The following is a 14,836-nucleotide window of genomic DNA, read 5'->3' as shown; positions in this document are numbered from 1 at the left end:
ATTTGAACCCCTATTTCAACTTCTCCTGAAACAACTTCAAGATACGTTTGTACTCGTCCATCCAGCTGGTGGGTTCTACAAAACCGTGGTCTTCCATCGGGTACGAGGCCATTTCCCAGTTTTCTTTTTTCAACTCAATCAAGCGCTGCGCCAAACGGTACGAGTCCTGAATGTGCACGTTGACATCGACCATTCCGTGGCAAATCAACAAATGTCCTTGCAAACCTGCGGCATGGTAAATAGGCGAACTACGACGGTACGCCAACGAATCGGTTTGGGGTTCATTTAGGATGTTGGCCGTATAACCGTGATTATAGGCTGCCCAATCGGTCACGGGACGAAGCGCTGCGCCTGCCGCAAAAACACCAGGCTTGGTAAACATCGCCATCAACGTAATAAAACCACCGTACGACCCGCCATAAATACCAATGCGTTTGGCATTGATACCGTGTTTTTCAACCAAATACTTGGCGCCGTCCACGTTATCGTCAAGGTCTTTTCCACCCATAAAACGGTAAATCCCTGTGCGCACGTCGCGGCCGTAGCCTGCCGAAGCGCGGTAATCCATGTCAAGCACCGTATAACCCATGTCCACCAACAAGTTGTGGAACATATACTCTCTGAAATATTGGCTCCACCATTTGTGGGCATTTTGCAAATAACCCGCACCGTGCACGAAAATCACCGCCGCGCCGTTTTTCTTTTTCGGAACGTACAAACGTGCATATACGTCGGTACCGTCGGTGGCTTTAACCGTCACAATCTGTGGCTCGCGCCAAGCATAGCTGCGAAACTCTTCCGAAGTGGAGTTGGTAATTTTGGCAGGAGTCGCACTGGGCTGGTTATCTTGCAAATACAGCTCCCAAGGCTGTGTACTCGACGAAAAACGAATCAAAAGTTTAGACTCATCGGGCGAAAGCGTTGCGTCGTTGCTGCCTGTCATTTTGGTCAGTGCCGTGCGCTCACCTCCTGCTACCGACATTTTGTAGAAATGCTGCTCGCCAGGGTGGACTTCGTTTGAGGTAAAATAAATCGACTTTTTATCGCGCGAGAGTTGTGCTTGCTGCACTTCAAATTTCCCCGACGTCAACGTTTTACGCGTACCGTTGGCTACGTTGACGCTGTATAAATGTGAGTAACCAGTATTCGCTTCCGAATGAAACACAATCGTCTCATTGTCAATCCAATTTAACCAAAAACTTCCTGGGCCACCCACCCACGCTTCGTCGCGAACGCGGTCAAGGGTTTTTAATTTAGCCGTTGCAGGATCCAACAACGCAATCCAGCGGTCTTTGTTGTCTTGCGAACGCACCATCACGACCGCATACTTGCCATCTTCTGACCACGACAAGCTCATAAAATTCACTTTGCGCGCCGCTGGCTTTTTCGCTTTGGTGGTGTCTTGTTTGTAATCTTTCAAATAGTCGGGTTTATCGTTGATACCCGTCAGGTCTTTGGTCGAAACCTCCAAAACCGTATCGCGCGCGATGTTATAGACAAACAATTGCGACGTTGGTTGGGCCACCCCTACTTTCGTCCGCGCAGAAATATCTTCGGTAAAACCCGATTCAGTAACGTAGTTGGGCACAATCGTCGGCTTCGTTCCTGCCGCTGCTTTTACGGTACGATACGTAATAAAGTTACTCTTAGGGGCAAGCGTTACATTATCGACCTGGGCTTCTCCCGTGTAAATTTCTTTCGGGCGTTTTGGCAGGTCGGCTTTAGCAATTTTATCGCCTTCTTTCTTCTTGTCTGAACGTTCTTTTAAAATCTCAAACATCGCCAATTGGTCAGCTTTTAGCCATTTTTCTTGCTCACCAGTTGCGGCTTCTGGACGTTTGTTGCCTGCTTGAAAATTGGTCAATTGTACCAACTCTCCTGTAGTCAACGTCAGCGCAAACAAGTTTAATCCACGGCGAAAAACGGCTTTGGTTTCATCACCGCTAAAAGTCACACCCGACTCATTTTCAACGGTATTGGTCAACTGACGAGTTTGGTTTGTTTTGATATCCAACCAAAATAAATCACCATTTTTAGCATATAATTTTTGGGTAAACGCCCGATTGTATGCTCCCCCAAATTGGCCTGGCAAAGCGCGACGCTCTTGGGGCGTTACTTTGCGGGTTTGTTTTGAGGCGACTTCATAGACATACAACGAATCGCTGGTGGTCTTGTCTGGATTCCAGCTAAAGTAAACTTTGCTACCATCTTCGCTCCACACTGGGTTGGTAGGCGCTACACCCATCCATTTGGGGTCACGCATGATTTTTTCAACAGAAAGGGGGGCGAGTTTTTGGGCAAACAACGAAGATGAACTCACCACAACAGCGCAACAAAGTGACAATGCGCGGAAAATTTGGCTCATAGGGTTATTAGATGAAGAGTTAGTGTTTGAATAGGGACGTTAAATTACCAAAACAAACAAAAATTACCCATTCTTTTACAAAATGATGACCTACTTGGGCTTTGCGTAGATAAAAAGTCGAAAAACGGCTTTGGAAAGAGTAGTTCTGACCAACATCATTTTTTTAGCAACGATAGGTAATTAGCATTGTTCCAAGAACCAACTCACTCACACCTTGCGACCTAAAATCAGTTACGTCTCGCCCCAAGAAGCCCTTTCTTGCATTCAGTCTGGCAACCGTGTCTTTGTTCACGGAAGTGCCCAAACGCCCACGTTTTTACTTCGTCATCTAGCCCAAGAAGCCCCTCGTCTGCACGACTTAGAAATTGTGTCAATTACCGTTTATGGCGATGTGTACGTGGATAAACCCGAATTTGAAGGGCATTTTCACATCAATTCGTTGTTTGTTTCAGAAAGTATTCGCAAAGCCGTCAACGAAGGTAGAGCGGATTATGTACCCGTTTTTTTGAGCGAAATTCCTGAGCTATTCAACCAAAAAATTCTACCCGTCGATGTGGCTATCGTCCACGTTTCGGTGCCCGACCAGCACGGTTATTGCTCCTTAGGGGTATCGGTTGACATCGCCCGTTCGGCCGTCAACAACGCCCGCTACGTCATTGCACAAGTCAACCCCAACGTGCCCCGCACCCACGGCGATGGCATGATTCACGCCAGTCGTTTTCACGCCATGGTATATTGCGAAGACGCTTTGCACGAAGGAAAATTTGGAGGCGCAGTGACGGAAGTGGACCAAAAAATTGGCCAATATGTCGCCGAATTGATTGACGACGGTAGCACCCTGCAAATGGGTATTGGGTCAATTCCCAATGCCGTCTTGCAATGCCTCTACCACCACAAAAATTTAGGCGTTCATACCGAAATGTTCAGCGATGGGTTGATTGATTTGTTCGATAAAGACATCATCAACAACAAATTCAAGGTCATCAATCCCAACAAAACCGTCACGGGCTTTGCCTTGGGTACCAAGCGGTTATATGATTATGTCAATGACAATCCTGCCTTTTCTTTTTTAGACATTGACTTTGTCAACGACCCGCACATCATCAAACAAAATCCCAAAGTAGTAGCCATCAACAGCGCCGTGGAAGTGGATGTAACGGGGCAAATTTGCTCTGATTCCATCGGTACTTATCAGTATTCGGGCGTGGGTGGACAAATGGATTTTATGCGGGGAGCAGCGTTGAGTCAGGGCGGGAAACCCATTATTGCCCTGCCATCGCGGACTCAAAAAGGCGTATCGCGCATTGTTCCTTTCCTCAAACAAGGGGCTGGTGTGGTCACGACCCGCGCCCATGCGCACTACATCATTACGGAATACGGTTCGGCCTATTTGTTTGGCAAAAACCTCCGTCAACGTGCCAAAGCCCTCATCGACATTGCCCATCCTGACGACCGCGAAGGGCTTGAAAAAGCCTGTTTTGAGCGATTTAAAGCGTTGTAAATAAGTGAGTCGGGTTGCTAGTAACAAGTGAATCGGGTTGCTCACAACCCGATTTTTGTTCAGAACAAAATCACCAACTAATCGAAAGAACCTTGTTTATTAGGCAGGTTAAACATTTTTAAAAACAGCCTCGGAGAGGCGAAACCTTTGTAGTAGAATGCGGCCGATGTTCAGTGAAAGATGCCACCCCGATGGGGCTTGATTTAAGGCCTGATTCATTTTTGCTACGAAGATGTAGCTCCTCTGGAGCAATCAATACTAGCTTTTTATTTCAATGCACTCAACCTATCCGCTAGGCGTTACGTTGCGTTTGGATGAGGTTTACGAACATATTGATTTTTGATACATCAATACAGCACCCAAAGGCGACCCGCTTGCTTCACCCCCTTTTCCACGTTTTGAATGACATAACTGTAGATGCCTGCTTGAACCCGCTTCTCACGGTAGGTACCATCCCACGAATTTTGGTAGGCATCTTTTTCATAAAACAATAACTCCCCCCACCGATTGTAAATAAACAGCTCAAGGCTGGGAAAATCACCATTCTTTTTAATCTCCAAACGGTCATTTACCCCGTCGCCATTGGGAGAAAACACATCGGGGATTAGAATTAGATTGGAAAAAACAAGCCTAATTGCTGCCTGATTGACACATCCGTTTTTATCAGTCACTCGAAGGCTATAAGTCCTATTTTGTTGCACCGACACAGTTGGCGTTGGAGAAAATGGGTCATCCAGCCCTTCCGCAGGAGACCATTGAAATTGTTCATTGATTGGGTCTTTCGTTTGGGGTTTTAGCGTAACATTTTCGCCTTGAGCAACGCTTTGAGAGGTCGCAAGGTTGATTTCGGGAAGGGGCAGCACAACCAACGAACGGGTTTGCTTACCAATACAACCCGTAGCAGGGTCTTTGAGCTCGTAGCTTACCGTATGTGTCCCTACTCCAACGTCTTTGACCTTCATACTGTTGGCTTCCACTCCTTTTCCAACAAAAATGCCTCCCGCAGGAGATACCCGCAACGGCACCACTCCCGAATCGCTAAAACACACTGTACCCAAGGAATCAAAAGTAACAATTGCCGCTGTGACCACCTGCACGGTATCCCAAGCAGAAACAGGGCAATTGGGTCGAAGTTGGGTAGTAACCTGAACACTATACGTCCCTGCTGATTGGACATTCAAGGTTGACTTTTCTTGTCCTACAATCACTTCGCCATTCTTATACCATTTGTATTGATAATTGGAGGATTCCGTTACGCGCAATTCACCATTTTCAGCCGCACAAAGACGCAATGTATCCGTCGGACTGAGTTGGATGATGGGAGAAGGCGCTTTTTTTACCTTTACAATCAGTGAATTGGTATCTCCTGCACACACAAGGGCCGAGCTGACAATAACACGATAATCTCCTGGCTGAGTGACAAGCAATGAAGTCGAATTGGCTCCCGTCAAATTGGCATTGTCTCTTTGCCATTGGTACGCATAATCGCTTTTTTCCGCAGTAGCTAACGTGACCGAAGCCCCTTCGCACAGCTCTAACTCTTGAACCGTTTGATTGGGGGAAGTAGAAGTATAAATAGGAGGCTCAGGAAGTGTACTACGCTGACAGTCAACCACTGGCAACTGAAAATCGCGCCGAACAAAACCGATTCGTTTTCCAGCTCGGTATTCTTCTACCAAAATAGTAAAAACATACAAGCCTGGCCGATTAGCCGTCAGTGACATCAGGCCCGTTCGAGGGTTAACTACGGGAGGCCGTGGCCCAGGAATCACGTTGGACAAACCCAATCCCGCCGCCCATCGTACCTCCTGAAAACTATTGTTTATGTCTATTTTTCCGTAAGGAGTGACCATCGAATACCGCAGTTCGTCGCCATCGGCATCGGTCGCCATCGAATTAAAATCAAAAGGCTTATTGATACAAATATAATCACCGTTTGGAAGGCCAAAATCGGGAGAAGAGTTACGAAATTCCGCGCCATTTTGCATAATAGCGGGAAATTGTAACGTGATTACCCCTTCAGAATTAATAGGATTTTGAATATTAGAAATCGCTTGATTACGACAGCAATTGGTAAAAATAAGCAAATACCCTTGTGGCTGGTTGTAAACGGCAGGGTCTAAAAAAAGTTCTTGGGAGAAATAGCCCGTTGCGGTTCGTAATTTGCCTTGTTGCACGCAGATGGCATTTTTATACACTAGAGGTTCAAACCGTTGACGGGTCATGGTAAAACTTCGGACAATGCGCCCATCGGCAATCGAACGAATACTACAACTGGCGGTTGTCTCGGCATTTGAAATAGTGACACTGCCTTCTACATCAAAAAAAAGCGTCAAATTGATTTGGTAAAAACCTCTTTGAGGCAACGATTTCATTCCAAAATTTCCACCAACGATGTGGATAGCAAAAGCCCAATAAGGTGTAGAAAACAGTAGGCTACACAACAACAACTCACGTAATCGTTTTTTCATATTCAACGTTTCAAAAGAAGTGATACCTTCCTTTTAAAACGTTTGAGAGAAAGTTTTAGTGTAACGAATTAGTTTTTTTGAATACAGGTGTAAGTCGGGTTGTGAGCAACCCGACTCACTGCTATCGACTAAATATCCGAATAATCAGTTGGGTACAAAAGGCGTTGGTCATTTTTTGACACATTCTTTTGATACTCAGGCATCGCCGAAAGTTTTTTCCAGTATTCGTCTGCACTAAACGACTTCCAGTGCGCATCGCGGTCGGGGCGATTTTCGAACGTAGTAAGGTACATCAGGTTAGGCATTCGGCTTCCTGCTACTACTTCACCGTAAAATACCGCGTTGAAATTTAAGCGTTTAAACAGCCCCACTTCGTCGCCGTCGTTGAACATCTTAATCTTATTTTTTGAAATCTTTTCCGTATGCCCTTCGTAGCTACGTAGTTCGTACACGCGCTCTTTCATCGGTGATTTCAACTGTGGCAAATTGTAGCGCGGATTCTTTTCAAACGCCGTTAACAAAATGGTTTCGATGCGGTCGTACGGGGGTTCGGTATAAACCGCATCCAAATACGCTTTTCCGTCGGTCCAGTAAGCCTTGTCGGCGGCTAATTTTTGTTCTAATTTGAAAAAATCATCTTGCGACTTAAACGGGATAAACACATAAATCAGTTTTTCGTCGGCAGGTTTTTCGGGATTGGGAATCGGCTTAAACACACCCACCTGCGCAATCCCAAGGCGGTGAAGTGCAGGCAAATAGGCTTGTTTTAGGAAATCATCTACTTTTCTTTCCTGCTCTTCGGTTTTTAAATGATATACTTTAATTTGGTAAAAATCGCGCTTGGCATTGGCCGTAAATCCAATGAGCAAAAGCGTCAAAAATGCAATAACTGATTTAAACATCTTACATGAACGATTAGGTGATTTTGAAAGCTCAAAATAACGTCCCTTCTACACCCTAATCAATAGCGCTTTCACTTTTTATGTACTCACAATTTTCTAAGCATCTCGGCACTAGGTCGAAAAATCCATGTCTTTTTCGGCAAAATTGCACAATACCCCCAACCATTCGCTCAACGTCTCTCCCGTTTGAGTGAGGGCGTACTCCACCCGCGTAGGCGACTCTTTGGCAAACTCCGTACGGACAATCAATTTATATTTTTCGAGCAATTTCAGTCGGTCAGCCAACACATTGTCACTGATGTATTTAAGGTCTTCTTTGATGTTCGAAAAACGAACATTTCCCTCTTCGATACTGAACATTACTTCCGTCAACCAGCGCTTGCTCAACAAGTGAATCAGTTCGTTGAGCGCACATTTTTCCTCCAGAAAAACTTGGTTTTGGTAGTTGGTCGAATTTAATTTACGTTCTGCCATGACTCACTTTTTTATTAGCAAAAGTCACCAGTTATTGGATTCCTACCTTATCATTTCCGTAAAAAAGACCGCAATTGTTCGATCTCCTCGTCCTCAATGGCAGGAAAATTGGCGATTCGGAAAGTATTATTTTTCCATTCACCGTAGCCGTTGCCCAAGGTAATTCCTGCCAAAGTCGCTTCTTTTTTAAGCGCAGCAATCGCTTGTGGCTCCCCTTTGACCGCAATCACCGTATCCGAACGGGTCGCGTTGTTTGTCACCAAAGGCTCCCAACTGGTTTCATTTTCAAGAAATTGATAAAAATGTGCAGCACGTTCTACCGTCCGTTGGTCAATCGCTGCAATTGGCTCAAGTTGCTCCATGACCCGCATCAACAAATACACGCCAAGCGTATTTGGCGTATAATGCGTTTGGTACTTTTCAAAGTTTTCGTGCACAAACAATAAACTGTTGTAGCGCAAAATATCGTTGACTTGGCGCGCTTTTTCGAGGGCGTTGGGCGAACATACCATTATCCCCATGCCTGCGGGCAAACCAAAACACTTTTGCACAGACGCAAACCACACATCGCCGAGCGTCCAGTCAAACGCCACCCCTCCCATCGACGAAGTAGCATCGATGGCAATCAGGGCAGGGGTCAACGAACGAATTTCGGCCAACTCCTGCATCCGTATTTGTGTGCCGTTGGAGGTTTCACTGTGGGTCAAACACAGGACTTCGTAATCGCTCAGACGCTGACGATTGAAAGCCGCACGCTCCTCCCCTTCCTGAAACAAATGATACGGCAAAGTTTGATTAATTGGGAACAATGAGCCCGAGGTCTGCGGGACGATGTGAGTAGCGTAGCTAAACCACTTCTTGCCAAAAGCGCCATTGTAATGATGGGCGCTGTGTTGCTGCGTCAACGACTGCGCCACTATCTCCCACGCCTCCGTAGCCGACGATACCAAATAAATAGAATAATCGGCAGGAATCGCCAATTTTTCGCGCATCAACCGCATCGTTTCTTTCAGCACGTCCATGAAGCCTTGGCTGCGGTGATTCATGCTCAGAATCCCCGAGCGGTAGGCATCCTGCAAGTACTGTTCGACTTGAGGGTAGATTTTGGATGGACCAGGGTAGAAGGTTATCATTAAATGTAAAACTGTAAAATTGATGAACCGAAAAATGTAAAATTAAGTGCCACTTTGTGCGGTATCGATACTTTTCTGAAAAATTGCGACCAATTGGCGAGCTTCACCTAGCAGATTTTCATCCGAGTACATTTTTGCTTTCTGCAACATTCGAAGGTTGATGGATGTTTCTCGCAATTCTTTGAGAGCCAACTTCATTTTGTGAATAAAATCTTTTTGGGACTCAGCGGCTTGTGCTTCCCCATAAAGCAAAGCAGGGGCAGTTCCTGACCTAAGAAGCTGATCGGCCAAATGTCTTCCTGCTGCGGTTTTAGGAAGTTTTTCGCTCACGTCGATAATCAAAACCCCAAAATCAATCAAACGTTCTTCCAAGTCAAATTTCCTATGCTGCATTTTACAGTTTCGTTTACATTTTTCGGTTTTGCAGTTTTACATTTTTCGGTTCAATTGGATTTTCAATTTGTAAAGTACCAAATCGCTAATTCGTATCCTTTGAGTCCTAATCCTACAATGACACCTTTTACGCGGCTACTGAGGTAGCTGTGGTGACGAAAAGCCTCGCGGGCGTGTACGTTGGAAATGTGGACTTCGACCGCAGGCGTTGTGACAGCCGAAAGAGCATCGGCGATGGCTATCGACGTATGCGTATATGCACCAGCGTTAAGAACAATTCCATCGAAGGTAAAACCAATTTCGTGGATTTTGTCGATGAGAGCGCCTTCGTGGTTTGATTGAAAGTAATGCAACTCTACTTCAGGAAAAAGTTGCTGAAGGGTTTGGAAGTAATCTTCAAAGGTTTGGCTTCCGTAAATGGTGGGTTCGCGTTTGCCCAATAGGTTCAAGTTAGGGCCGTTGATGATAAGTATTTTTTTCACTGGATGGTCGTTTTGATTCAATTGCAATATTACGACCTTCCAGTGGTACATTCAAAACTTGTTTTGGTTCCTCAAATTTTTCGACGCCTCGCCACCGTCACCCCAAAACCGTCCTTTAGCTCTACCCAATCTTTCATCAGAACTTTTACGTACAAACGATTCACCAAAACACTCTTGTTGGCCCGAAAAAATACATTGGGTAATTCCTTTTCGAAAGAACCAAGCGTGCGCGCCATCAACAACGTTCGACCGTCGGCCAGCACTAAACGGGTGTAGTTTCGGTCAGCTTCGAGTCGAACGATGTCAGCTATACGCAATCGTAAACGCCCACGTAGCAGTACCAAATAATTTCCTGAGTTTGGTAAATGAGATAAAGCGTTCATTATTGGCAAGGGGTTAAAATCCAGGTTTACTTCTCTTTATTCCAAAAATACAAAGCACCAATGGCCATAACAGCCCAAATACCCATGTCCATCGCAATCGTTTTATGAGGCGCCATGTGTCTCACATTCAGGTTGTAATAATAGACTACTTCCGCCAAAACGGTTAGAAAAACGATGGACAACAGCCAGCCCCTGCGGGTCGCTTTGTCGGTTGAGCGGTACGCCACATAGCCCAAATAACCCATGGCTAGTTGGTAGCCTCCTAAAAAATTGAACAAAGAAAGTTCGTTGGCATTTGGCGACACTTGGCCAAAGTATTCGGAAGCCATTATTGGAGCAACAATCGCTGGCAAGCCCAATAAAAGGCTGTAAATCGTTACAATCAGGATAAAAGTGTTCGTTTTCATACAATAAAAGGTCTGAAAGGTTTAAACAATAGGGTTTTACTTCGGTACAAACTTCCCATTATTTTACCACACTCCTTCTCATAGTTTCCCATGATATTGGCTCATGGAAAACCATGATTTTTGGGGTCAACTGAATTCGGAAAACTATTACTCTAATGTAAAATCGTACGGAATTTTAATGGTTACTTCCATTCCTTGCTCCAATGCCGAATGGGTTTCCATCGTACCATGGAGCAGTTGGGTTCGTGCCTGCAAATTAGAAAGGCCATTCCCATTTTTGTGTTTGGCTTGAGCTACATCAAAACCCACGCCATTGTCATTATAACTCAAAATCAAACACTTACCAATGTAATCAAGGTAAAAAGTCGCCTCGGTGGCACTTGCGTGTTTGAGGGTATTTTGAAGCAATTCCTGAGCAATTCGATACAAATTCACCTCGTACTCCTCGGCCAAGTGTTTCGGGAACTTACGACTCACGTTGACAATTACATATACCTTCTGCGTTTGATTGATAAGGGTAGCCCGCTCACGCAACACACCTACCAACCCTTTGGTTTTCAGACTTCTGGGGCTCATGTCATTGATTAGTCCTCGTAAATCATCGAAGGTAGTTTCCAGCACATTTTCCAACTTCGCTTTGAGCATCGCACTATCGACATTCCCCAACAAGCCTACCATGATTCGGAGGGCGGTAAGGTTGGCACCAATGCCGTCGTGCACCTCCTTGGCAAAGCGATTTCGTTCGATTTCTTGGGTCTGTACCATTAGCTTTATTTCCTTTCGTTGCTGCGCCAAAAGTTGCCGAACACGGTATTTATCAAAGAAATACAAGCCAATTACCATCCCTAAAAATAGCAAGGCTTTGAACCACTGCGTTTGCCAAAAATAGGGTCGAATCTCGATTTTAAGTCGGGTAGGAATCGGATTCCAGACGCCATCACTATTGGCTGCTTTTAACTCAAAAACGTACTTACCCGCTGGTACTTGGATAAAGCGTGCGATGGTTTGTTTATTGGCGTTAACCCACGTACTATCCGACCCCAAAAGCCGAAATTGGTAGCTATTGACCCCTTCCGACACGTAATCTATGACGCTGTACTGAATGGCAAACGAATTGCTATCGGGCGGCAGCGTGATGGACGTAGCTTCACTTATAACCATGGGCAATTTGTAGGGAGCTTCTTTGACCGTCAATTGCGTCAAATACGGTTGACTCACATACGTGTTCTTTGTAATATCCTCAGGGTAAAAGCGGTTAAAACCCTGACTTCCACCAAAAAACATTTCCCCATCGGGTGCAAGGTAGGCCGTCCGCGAATTAAAATCATTGCTTTGCAGTCCATCGGTGAGTTTAAAATTTTCGACTTTTGAGCGATAAGGGTCTATCCTCGAAACTCCACGCGTACTACTTACCCAAAAATGCCCTTTTTTATCCGTCAACACATCATACACATACTCACTGGCAAGCCCTTCCTTCGCAGTCCATTTGGTGACTTTCCACGTAGTTTTAGAAATAACAAACAATCCCGTTGCACTTGCCCCTAACACCTGATTGTGAGCTACATCGTCGTAGCCATTGCGGAAAATCGCCCCTGTAATCGGGGCAGTAGTGGCCCGCCAAACCGTATCTTGAAGGTAGCCAATGTGTAGTTTCCCATTAAAACCCACGTAGAACCGCCCTTCTTTGTCATGCAGGCACACGCGTCCATTGGTTCCAAAAAAAGGAATCCGTTGAAAAGTCAGATTTTTTCGATGAAACACAAACATCCCCGATTCGGTATTCAGAACCAATGTCGTAGGAGTTGTTTCAAAGACATCTCGAACGGTATTGGCAAATTTAGACTCGTTTTGGAGCGTGTCGGGATTCACAAACGTTCGTATTGTTTTCCTCAATGAGTCATACACGCGAAGTCCATTTTTTGCCATAATCCAAACGTTTCCATCCGCACTTCGGAAGGTACGTCCCCCTGTATTGTTGAGTTTATCATTGGGATTGGGAGCAAACAAACCATCCGTTTTTTTATTGTACAACAGCACTTGATAGTCGTCCAAATTTACCCTCAGCAAGCTATCATTGAGTACCAAAAAGCCTCGATTTGAAAGCTTCATGGGTACCTCATGGGTACTCGCTGTCACTTTTTGAAACTTGGGAATCAACGGGTTAAGTTTATAGCCATAGTTAAAATTCCAAAGCCACTGCACCCCATCGCCAAAGGTTTTGTAATGAGGGTAATAAGGATACACCGCCTTCGGCAAAGCCAACACCGAATGATGAGGCGCAAAAAACTCCTGCGTTTTCGTCGTCGGTTTCACCGTTCGTAAATCATTACTAATCAGCCTACCTGAAAAATCTTTTGTTGCCGCATAAATCCCTTCTTCAGTCAACTTAAAATGGCTAAAAAAGGTGGGATTGCCCAGTTTGTTCAACGGATGTTTACTGAAAATATAACAGCTTTCCAATGTCTGCGTGTCGAACCTTAAAATACCCTCCAAGAGGTGAATCCAGAGGTAACGTTTCCCATCAAACATGGATTGATGATCGTAAAAGTTATTATCCTCAAAAAACGGCACTTGAGTTAACACAACGGTTTTACGCCGAGTCGCTACATCGAAATAAAACAGCTGTTGGTTTGAAGGCGATATACACCAAAGTCGGGTTCCAAGCAGTCCCAGCGGCTGTCCTTTCATCGGCCTCCATCCTTCCTTGGTTTTCTCTTTAAGGTGAACAAAGCGTTCAGTTTTTCGGATAAAATACGCAACGGTCGAGTACCGCTCAAAAAAACTTGGAATTCTATTTACCCCCAGCCAAAAATTGCTGTTGGGGTCTTCCACAATGGTTCTGACCAAATCCACCGCACGAATGGCCGAATCGCGCACGAAGTGCATTTGAGTACCGTCGAAGCGACAAAGTCCCCCAGGTGTTCCCATCCAAACAAAGCCTTTTTTATCTTTATGAAGGCAAAAAATGGAGCCAGAAATATACTCTTTGTCGGCGTCAAGAATAGAAACGAGGTACTTTTTTTGCGCCCAACCAAAGCTTACACCCAAGCCGATTAGTACCAAAAAACTTCTCCAAAGATGTACAAATAGTGAGCGCAACTGATTTAAGGAAGTGATATCGAATGAATTCCAAAATTAGGATTTCTTTGGAATCTTGCAAATACAACTTCCTATTCACTAATCAAAACGTACTGATTCAGGGTACTTCCTGTCTTTGGATTAGGCGAAATACTACTCAAAACAAAATCATTTCTTTCTTTTTTCTCTACTTTAAAAATAATACTATTACCTGCCGAAGGTACTGGTACCAATTGTCGAAAAGATAGGGTAGAATTATCTTCCGAATAGTTCCAAATCCCATCGAACGTTTCGCCTGTGTATTCGGTAAATCGAACCCTATTTTCAGAACCCGCCACAAACTCAATTCGGAATTTTGAATACCCTGGGATGTAATTCCCCGTTGTCCCTCTTCGGTAAACCACCACCGAACCCTCTTTGACGACGTTGGCAACAAAACTTCCCGAAAAAAGGGCATTGCTAGTAACGTCAGCAAGGTTACGAACGCGGCAGGAGACAGGAGCTAGTAAAACACCTACCACAAGTACAGTAGCTTTCAACAGAACGGTTAACGCTTTCATAATCTATTGTTTAAACAATTTAATTGTTACTACTTTCTCATCGCTTTGGTGTATTTTTAGCAAATACGTCCCTGTTTCTAAACCTGTCAGGCTAATCGGAGATTGCTGTTCTACGATGGAACTTGATACTACTTTGCCAGCAACAGTCAACAGTTGGTACGTTGCCAATGTGCCATTGGGAGGTGTGATGTACACAACATCTGAGGCAGGATTCGGATACACCAATGTTTCGGTTTGATTTCTCCCCACATTTGTAGCCGTAATTACAGGGCCATTTGCCCCTACAACCGACGTGTAATTTGAGAAAGTCCCTCCTTTAAATCCTCGTACTCGGTAATAATACATAAAAGTCGGGCGCACATTTTTATCGACAAATTCGGTCGTATTGGCTGCTAAATCTGCTTTAATTACCTCCCAGCTTGTTTCATTGTTAACAGAACGAGATATTTCAAACCCTGTTTCGTCTGGTGAGTTGTCCAACCAAGTAAGCGTCAATGCCATTGGGGTTGGTTTGACAGCTAAGTTTGACGGAGCAGCTAATGCAGTTTGACTAATCGCTTGCGTCGTCGCAACTTTCATCGGGCTAGCGTCTGATACTCCTGCCGTGTTTTTCGCTCGTACACGGTAACCATATTTCGTCGATGCACTTAAGCCTTTGTCTGAATAAACGACTACACCCGCACCTAC

General features: G+C 44.9%; 13 protein-coding genes. 1 reads left to right on the top strand and 12 read right to left on the bottom strand.

All coding sequences use genetic code 11. The annotated features are described in order from the left end of the window. Window positions 1-10 precede the first annotated feature (10 nt). The gene (locus tag FHS57_RS18435; protein WP_183976277.1) at window positions 11-2,365 is read right to left on the bottom strand and encodes a prolyl oligopeptidase family serine peptidase; all 2,355 of its coding nucleotides are present in this window, start codon (window positions 2,363-2,365) and stop codon (window positions 11-13) included. Window positions 2,366-2,579: 214 nt separating this feature from the next. Here FHS57_RS18435 and FHS57_RS18430 point away from each other — a divergent pair, with 214 nt between their 5' ends. Continuing rightward, a complete protein-coding gene (locus tag FHS57_RS18430) occupies window positions 2,580-3,866 on the top strand; it encodes an acetyl-CoA hydrolase/transferase family protein (RefSeq protein WP_183976275.1) in 1,287 nt (428 codons plus the stop codon). 347 nt (window positions 3,867-4,213) lie between these two features. Here the strand turns inward: FHS57_RS18430 and FHS57_RS18425 are convergent, their stop codons facing one another. The 11 genes from FHS57_RS18425 to FHS57_RS18375 all read right to left on the bottom strand — a co-directional run. After that, entirely contained in the window at window positions 4,214-6,337 is a 2,124-nt protein-coding gene (locus tag FHS57_RS18425; RefSeq protein ID WP_183976273.1) for a T9SS type B sorting domain-containing protein, read from the bottom strand. 128 nt (window positions 6,338-6,465) lie between these two features. Then, the gene (locus FHS57_RS18420) at window positions 6,466-7,239 is read right to left on the bottom strand and encodes an NIPSNAP family protein (protein ID WP_183976271.1); all 774 of its coding nucleotides are present in this window, start codon (window positions 7,237-7,239) and stop codon (window positions 6,466-6,468) included. Between the two features lie 111 nt (window positions 7,240-7,350). After that, window positions 7,351-7,713, bottom strand: a complete 363-nt coding sequence (locus tag FHS57_RS18415) for a winged helix-turn-helix transcriptional regulator (protein WP_183976269.1) — start codon at window positions 7,711-7,713, stop codon at window positions 7,351-7,353. A 50-nt stretch (window positions 7,714-7,763) separates the two neighbouring features. Further along, window positions 7,764-8,846: an aminotransferase class V-fold PLP-dependent enzyme gene (locus FHS57_RS18410; protein WP_183976267.1), complete on the bottom strand. Its 1,083-nt coding sequence runs from the start codon at window positions 8,844-8,846 to the stop codon at window positions 7,764-7,766. 42 nt (window positions 8,847-8,888) lie between these two features. Continuing rightward, the gene (locus FHS57_RS18405; protein ID WP_183976266.1) at window positions 8,889-9,239 is read right to left on the bottom strand and encodes a four helix bundle protein; all 351 of its coding nucleotides are present in this window, start codon (window positions 9,237-9,239) and stop codon (window positions 8,889-8,891) included. A 62-nt stretch (window positions 9,240-9,301) separates the two neighbouring features. Next, window positions 9,302-9,721: a type II 3-dehydroquinate dehydratase gene (gene aroQ, locus FHS57_RS18400; protein ID WP_183976264.1), complete on the bottom strand. Its 420-nt coding sequence runs from the start codon at window positions 9,719-9,721 to the stop codon at window positions 9,302-9,304. Window positions 9,722-9,792: 71 nt separating this feature from the next. Next, window positions 9,793-10,104, bottom strand: coding sequence for a LytTR family transcriptional regulator DNA-binding domain-containing protein (locus FHS57_RS18395; RefSeq protein WP_183976262.1), 312 nt, complete (start codon window positions 10,102-10,104; stop codon window positions 9,793-9,795). A gap of 26 nt (window positions 10,105-10,130) precedes the next feature. Then, window positions 10,131-10,511 carry a hypothetical protein gene (locus tag FHS57_RS18390; protein WP_183976260.1) on the bottom strand — a complete coding sequence of 127 codons (381 nt, stop codon included), beginning with the start codon at window positions 10,509-10,511 and terminating at the stop codon, window positions 10,131-10,133. A gap of 147 nt (window positions 10,512-10,658) precedes the next feature. Continuing rightward, entirely contained in the window at window positions 10,659-13,610 is a 2,952-nt protein-coding gene (locus tag FHS57_RS18385) for a sensor histidine kinase (protein WP_183976258.1), read from the bottom strand. Window positions 13,611-13,681: 71 nt separating this feature from the next. Beyond that, complete coding sequence (locus FHS57_RS18380; protein WP_183976257.1) at window positions 13,682-14,149, bottom strand: hypothetical protein; 468 nt, start codon at window positions 14,147-14,149, stop codon at window positions 13,682-13,684. Between the two features lie 3 nt (window positions 14,150-14,152). After that, window positions 14,153-14,836, bottom strand: a 684-nt coding sequence (locus FHS57_RS18375) for a T9SS type A sorting domain-containing protein (protein ID WP_183976256.1), incomplete at its 5' end; no start/stop codon positions are given.

Source organism: Runella defluvii (genome assembly GCF_014195535.1).
Lineage (GTDB): Bacteria > Bacteroidota > Bacteroidia > Cytophagales > Spirosomataceae > Runella > Runella defluvii.
The sequence above is the reverse complement of the archived record's forward strand: the minus strand, read 5'-3'. Positions and strand labels throughout refer to the sequence as shown.

Excerpts from the sequence above, each read along its gene's own strand:
- FHS57_RS18425 (WP_183976273.1), bottom strand. The coding sequence starts at position 6,337 with ATGAAAAAACGATTACGTGAGTTGTTGTTGTGTAGCCTACTGTTTTCT.
- FHS57_RS18415 (WP_183976269.1), bottom strand. The coding sequence starts at position 7,713 with ATGGCAGAACGTAAATTAAATTCGACCAACTACCAAAACCAAGTTTTT.
- FHS57_RS18390 (WP_183976260.1), bottom strand. The coding sequence starts at position 10,511 with ATGAAAACGAACACTTTTATCCTGATTGTAACGATTTACAGCCTTTTA.
- FHS57_RS18435 (WP_183976277.1), bottom strand. The coding sequence starts at position 2,365 with ATGAGCCAAATTTTCCGCGCATTGTCACTTTGTTGCGCTGTTGTGGTG.
- FHS57_RS18410 (WP_183976267.1), bottom strand. The coding sequence starts at position 8,846 with ATGATAACCTTCTACCCTGGTCCATCCAAAATCTACCCTCAAGTCGAA.
- FHS57_RS18380 (WP_183976257.1), bottom strand. The coding sequence starts at position 14,149 with ATGAAAGCGTTAACCGTTCTGTTGAAAGCTACTGTACTTGTGGTAGGT.
- FHS57_RS18395 (WP_183976262.1), bottom strand. The coding sequence starts at position 10,104 with ATGAACGCTTTATCTCATTTACCAAACTCAGGAAATTATTTGGTACTG.
- FHS57_RS18420 (WP_183976271.1), bottom strand. The coding sequence starts at position 7,239 with ATGTTTAAATCAGTTATTGCATTTTTGACGCTTTTGCTCATTGGATTT.
- FHS57_RS18405 (WP_183976266.1), bottom strand. The coding sequence starts at position 9,239 with ATGCAGCATAGGAAATTTGACTTGGAAGAACGTTTGATTGATTTTGGG.